Origin of the sequence: Salipiger sp. HF18, from assembly GCF_011806505.1 — a bacterium.
In the GTDB taxonomy this organism is placed as follows: Bacteria; Pseudomonadota; Alphaproteobacteria; order Rhodobacterales; family Rhodobacteraceae; genus Salipiger; species Salipiger thiooxidans.
This window is the reverse complement of the sequence record NZ_JAATOS010000336.1, coordinates 1-4402: the sequence shown is the minus strand read 5'-3', so window position 1 is coordinate 4402 and position 4402 is coordinate 1. Positions and strand designations below refer to the sequence as shown.

The 4402-nt window shown below is 66.5% G+C and carries 4 protein-coding genes and 1 pseudogene; all 5 read left to right on the top strand.

The features are described 5' to 3' along the window. Nucleotides 1-1432, top strand: a 1432-nt coding sequence (locus HC022_RS19915; RefSeq protein ID WP_167453583.1) for a nitrite/sulfite reductase, incomplete at its 5' end; no start/stop codon positions are given. A 5-nt stretch (nt 1433-1437) separates the two neighbouring features. Next, entirely contained in the window at nt 1438-2229 is a 792-nt protein-coding gene (locus HC022_RS19910; protein ID WP_008885358.1) for a phosphoadenylyl-sulfate reductase, read from the top strand. Further along, the gene (locus tag HC022_RS19905; RefSeq protein WP_167453582.1) at nt 2226-2609 is read left to right on the top strand and encodes a DUF934 domain-containing protein; all 384 of its coding nucleotides are present in this window, start codon (nt 2226-2228) and stop codon (nt 2607-2609) included. Before HC022_RS19910 ends, HC022_RS19905 begins: the two co-directional genes overlap by 4 nt. Nucleotides 2610-2692: 83 nt before the next feature. Beyond that, nucleotides 2693-3556 (top strand): ferredoxin--NADP reductase, encoded by an 864-nt coding sequence (locus HC022_RS19900; RefSeq protein WP_008883879.1) that lies wholly within the window; start codon nt 2693-2695, stop codon nt 3554-3556. A 268-nt stretch (nt 3557-3824) separates the two neighbouring features. After that, a pseudogene (gene infC / locus HC022_RS19895) lies at nt 3825-4342 on the top strand (translation initiation factor IF-3). The last annotated feature ends 60 nt before the right edge of the window (nt 4343-4402 follow it).

Sequence of the window (4402 nt, the reverse complement as noted above, 5' to 3'; positions counted from 1 at the left end):
CTACGGCCACTTCACCACCCGCCAGAACATCCAGTACAACTGGCCGAAGCTCGGCGACGTTCCGGACATGCTCGACGCGCTGGCCGAGGTCGGGCTGCACGCCATCCAGACGTCGGGCAACACCATTCGCAACGTGACCGCCGACCACTTCGCCGGCGCCGCCGCGGACGAGATCGTCGACCCGCGCCCGGTGGCCGAGCTGTTGCGGCAGTGGTCGACCGACCACCCCGAGTTCCAGTTCCTGCCGCGCAAGTTCAAGATCGCCGTCACCGGCTCGGCCAACGACCGCGCCGTGATCAAGGCACATGACATCGGCATCCAGGTCGTCGAGCGCGACGGCCAGATCGGCTACCGCGTGTTGGTGGGCGGCGGTCTCGGCCGCACCCCGATGATCGGCAAGGAGCTTGCGGACTTCGTTCCGCAGTGGGATCTCTTGCCCTACGTCGAGGCCGTGGTCTCGGTGTGGAACCTGCTCGGCCGTCGCGACAACAAGTACAAGGCCCGCATCAAGATCACCGTGCACGAGCACGGGCTGGAAGAGATCCGCGCGCTGGTCGAGAGCCGCTTCGCCGAGACCAGGGCGGCCTTCGGCGGCCACGACGTCGCGCTCTTCGAGGAGATCGCCGCGCAGTTCGCGCCGCCCGCCTTCCGCAACGCGACGACCGAGGTCTACGACGCCGCCTACGCCACCGACCCGGTGTTCCGCGCCTGGGCCGACACCAACCTCTCGGCACACCGCATCGACGGCTACGCCATCGCGCAGATCAGCCTCAAGGCCCATGGCGAGACCCCCGGTGACGCCAGCGCCGACCAGATGCGCGTGATGGCCGATATCGCCCGCCGCTTTGGTCATGACGAGCTGCGCATCAGCCACGAGCAGAACGTGGTACTGCCGCACGTGCACAAGTCCGACCTGCCGGCGATCCACAAGATCCTCAAGGCGAACGGTCTTGCCACCGCCAACATCGGGCGCATCAGCGACATCATCGCCTGCCCCGGCATGGATTATTGCGCGCTGGCCACCGCCCGCTCGATCCCGATCGCGCAGGAGATCGCCACCCGCTTCGACGAGCTCAAGATCGAGAACGATATTGGCGAGCTGAAGATCAAGATCTCGGGCTGCATCAACGCCTGCGGCCACCACCACGTGGGTCACATCGGTATCCTCGGGCTCGACCGCGCCGGTGTCGAAAACTACCAGATCACCCTCGGCGGCGACGCCACCGAGACCGCAGCCCTTGGCGAGCGCACCGGGCCGGGCTTCTCGGCGGACGACATCGTGCCCGCCATCGAGCGCATCGTGGAGACCTATCTCGAGCACCGCAGCGGCCGCGAGGAGAGCTTCCTCGAGACCTACCGCCGTCTCGGCATGGCGCCGTTCAAGCTGGCGCTCTACGGCGAGGAAACGGCCAAGAAGGCACGGGCGGCCTGAGGCGGATGACCTTTCATCTGTCCCCAAGCACCCCCGCCGGGGTCTCCCCGGCGCGCAGCCCGGACGAGCTTGCCGACCTGCGCCGCCGGGTGGACGCGCTGAACGCGCGCTACCGTCACCACGGCGCGGTCTCGGTGCTCGAGGGCGCGCTGCGCGATCCGGACGCGGGTGAAATCGCCATGGTCTCGTCCTTCGGGGCCGAGTCGGTTGCGCTGCTGCATCTGGTGGCGCTGATCGACCGCAAGACGCCGGTGCTGTTCATCGACACGCGCCTGCTCTTTGCCGAGACGCTGGCCTACCAGCAGGACGTGGCCGAGCGGCTGCACCTGTCGGACGTGCGGGTGATCCGCACCGACGAGGCGCTGCTGCGCGATCGCGACCCGAACGACGACCTGCGGCTGGCCAGCACCGACGCCTGCTGCGCGCTGCGCAAGACCATCCCGCTCGAGCAGGCGCTGGCCGGCTTCGACGGCTGGATCACCGGGCGCAAGCGCTTCCAGAGCTCCACCCGCGCGACGCTCGAGTTCTTCGAGCTCGAGGAAGAGACCGGCCGCATCAAGGTGAACCCGCTGGCGCACTGGGCCCCAGAGGACGTGCGCGCCTACATGGTCGAGAACCGCCTGCCCAAGCACCCGCTGGTGGCACGGGGCTACCCCTCGATCGGCTGCGCGCCCTGCACCTCTCCGGTGGCCGAGGGCGAAGACCCCCGCTCCGGGCGCTGGCGCGGCGAAGAGAAGATTGAATGCGGCATCCATTTCGCGAATGGCCGCATGGTGAGACAAGGACAAGGCCAATGACTGTCATCGTGACCGACACGGGCTTCGGCCCCGACGACTGGACCCGCGGCTTCGGGCATGAGAGCGTGCTCGACCTGCCCTCCGACACCGATCCCGCCAGCCTTGCGGCGGCGGACGGCATCGAGATGGTCCGCATCGACTTTCCCTCCTTCGCGGACGGGCGCGGCTTCACGCTCGCCCGCCTGCTGCGCCTGCGCGGCTACCGCGGCCGGCTGCGTGCCAGGGGGCACGTGATCTCGGACCAGTACGCCATGGCACGCCGCTCGGGGTTCGACGAGGTTGAGATCTCGGACGAGCTCGCCGCCCGCCAGCCGGAAACCGACTGGCTGTTCCGCTCAAATTGGCAGCAGCACGACTACCAGAACCGCCTGCGCGGTTAAGTCATCTTCCATTTACACCTATGACGCTCTAAAAAGGACTCGACTTTCGTTTGTCTACAAACGAATTTCGTAGTGAAAATTCCATGACCGAGATGAGCCCCGTGACCGAAGCATCCGCAACCGAAGCCTCTGCGCCCAAGAAGATGGTGCTGCCCGACGCCCAGACCGTCACCGAGGTGAAGCACTGGACCGACCGCCTGTTCTCGTTCCGCGTGACGCGCCCGGCGTCGCTGCGGTTCCGCTCGGGTGAGTTCGTCATGATCGGCCTCATGGGCGATCCCGACCCCAAGACCGGCAAGCAGAAACCGCTGCTGCGCGCCTATTCCATCGCCTCCCCCGCCTGGGACGAGGAGATGGAGTTCTACTCGATCAAGGTGCAGGACGGCCCGCTGACCTCGAAGCTGCAGCACATCCAGCCCGGCGACGAGATCATCCTGCGACCCAAGCCCGTCGGCACGTTGGTGCATGACGCGCTGCTGCCCGGCAAGCGGATCTGGTTCTTCGCCACCGGCACCGGCTTCGCGCCCTTCGCGTCGCTGCTGCGCGAGCCGCAGACCTACGAGGATTACGACGAGGTCATCATCACCCACACCTGCCGCGAGGCGGGCGAGCTGACCTACGGTGCCGAGCTGATCGAGAGCCTGAAGACCGACGAGCTTCTGAACGAGGTGATCGGCGAGGGCTTCTGGAAGAAGATCAAGTACTACCCCACCACGACGCGCGAACAGAGCGCCAAGATGGGCCGCATCACCGACCTGATGCGTTCGGGCGAGGCCTTCGCCGATCTCGGCGTCGCGCCCCTGACCCCCGAGATCGACCGCGCGATGATCTGCGGCAACCTCGCCTTCAACCTCGAGCTCAAGGCGATGCTCGAGGAATACGGCCTCGAAGAAGGCGCCAACTCCGATCCCAAGCACTACGTGGTCGAGAAAGCCTTCCTCGACTGACGTGACCTTCCGCGGCGGGCGCGCGAGCGCCCGTTCCGCGATTCGCGCCTCGCGCGCGACGGCGCTGACGCCCACCCCCGCCTTCCCGCAGGATCCGCCCCGAAGCATGGCTGACCCCGCCTCGGGACGCCCGCACGGGGTACGATGCCGGAACCTGCAGGGGGGTGTTCGGCGTTCAGGAGATGATCCACGGATTTGGCGCTTGAAACACTGCCGTCCCGGGACTATTTTGCGCCTCCAAAGTCTTCACGGTAAAAGGACCGATACCATAGCCCGCAGACCTCACAACGCGCCGCCAACGCGCGACACCGGCCCCCGCGTCAACGACCGTATCCGGGCCCCCGAAATCCGGCTCATCGGCGCCGAGGGTGAAAACCTGGGCGTGCAACCGCCGCGCCGCGCAATGGAGCTGGCCGAGCAAGCCGGTCTCGACCTCGTCGAGATCTCGCCCAACGCCAATCCGCCGGTCTGCAAGAACAGCAGAAGCGTGAATCCGAGGCGCGCAAGAAGCAGAAGATCATCGAGGTCAAGGAGATCAAGTTCCGTCCGGGGACCGATACTCACGACTACGACGTGAAGATGCGCAACGTCCTGAAGTTTCTCGAGAACGGCGACAAGGTGAAGATCACCCTGCGCTTCCGTGGCCGCGAGATGGCGCACCAGAACCTCGGCCGCGAGCTGCTGGAACGGGTGGCCGAGGACGTCAAGGAATTGGGCAAGGTCGAGAACATGCCCAAGATGGAAGGCCGCCAGATGATCATGATGATCGGACCGGTCCTCAAGTAAGCACCGCTTTGGCACGCCTTGCGGCGATCTCCGTATCGCCACCGACCGACCCGCCGCTCC

What these genes read in the sequence shown, in the direction of transcription:
- HC022_RS19905 (WP_167453582.1), top strand. Translation starts at nt 2,226, where the DNA reads ATGACTGTCATCGTGACCGACACGGGCTTCGGCCCCGACGACTGGACC.
- HC022_RS19900 (WP_008883879.1), top strand. Translation starts at nt 2,693, where the DNA reads ATGACCGAGATGAGCCCCGTGACCGAAGCATCCGCAACCGAAGCCTCT.
- HC022_RS19910 (WP_008885358.1), top strand. Translation starts at nt 1,438, where the DNA reads ATGACCTTTCATCTGTCCCCAAGCACCCCCGCCGGGGTCTCCCCGGCG.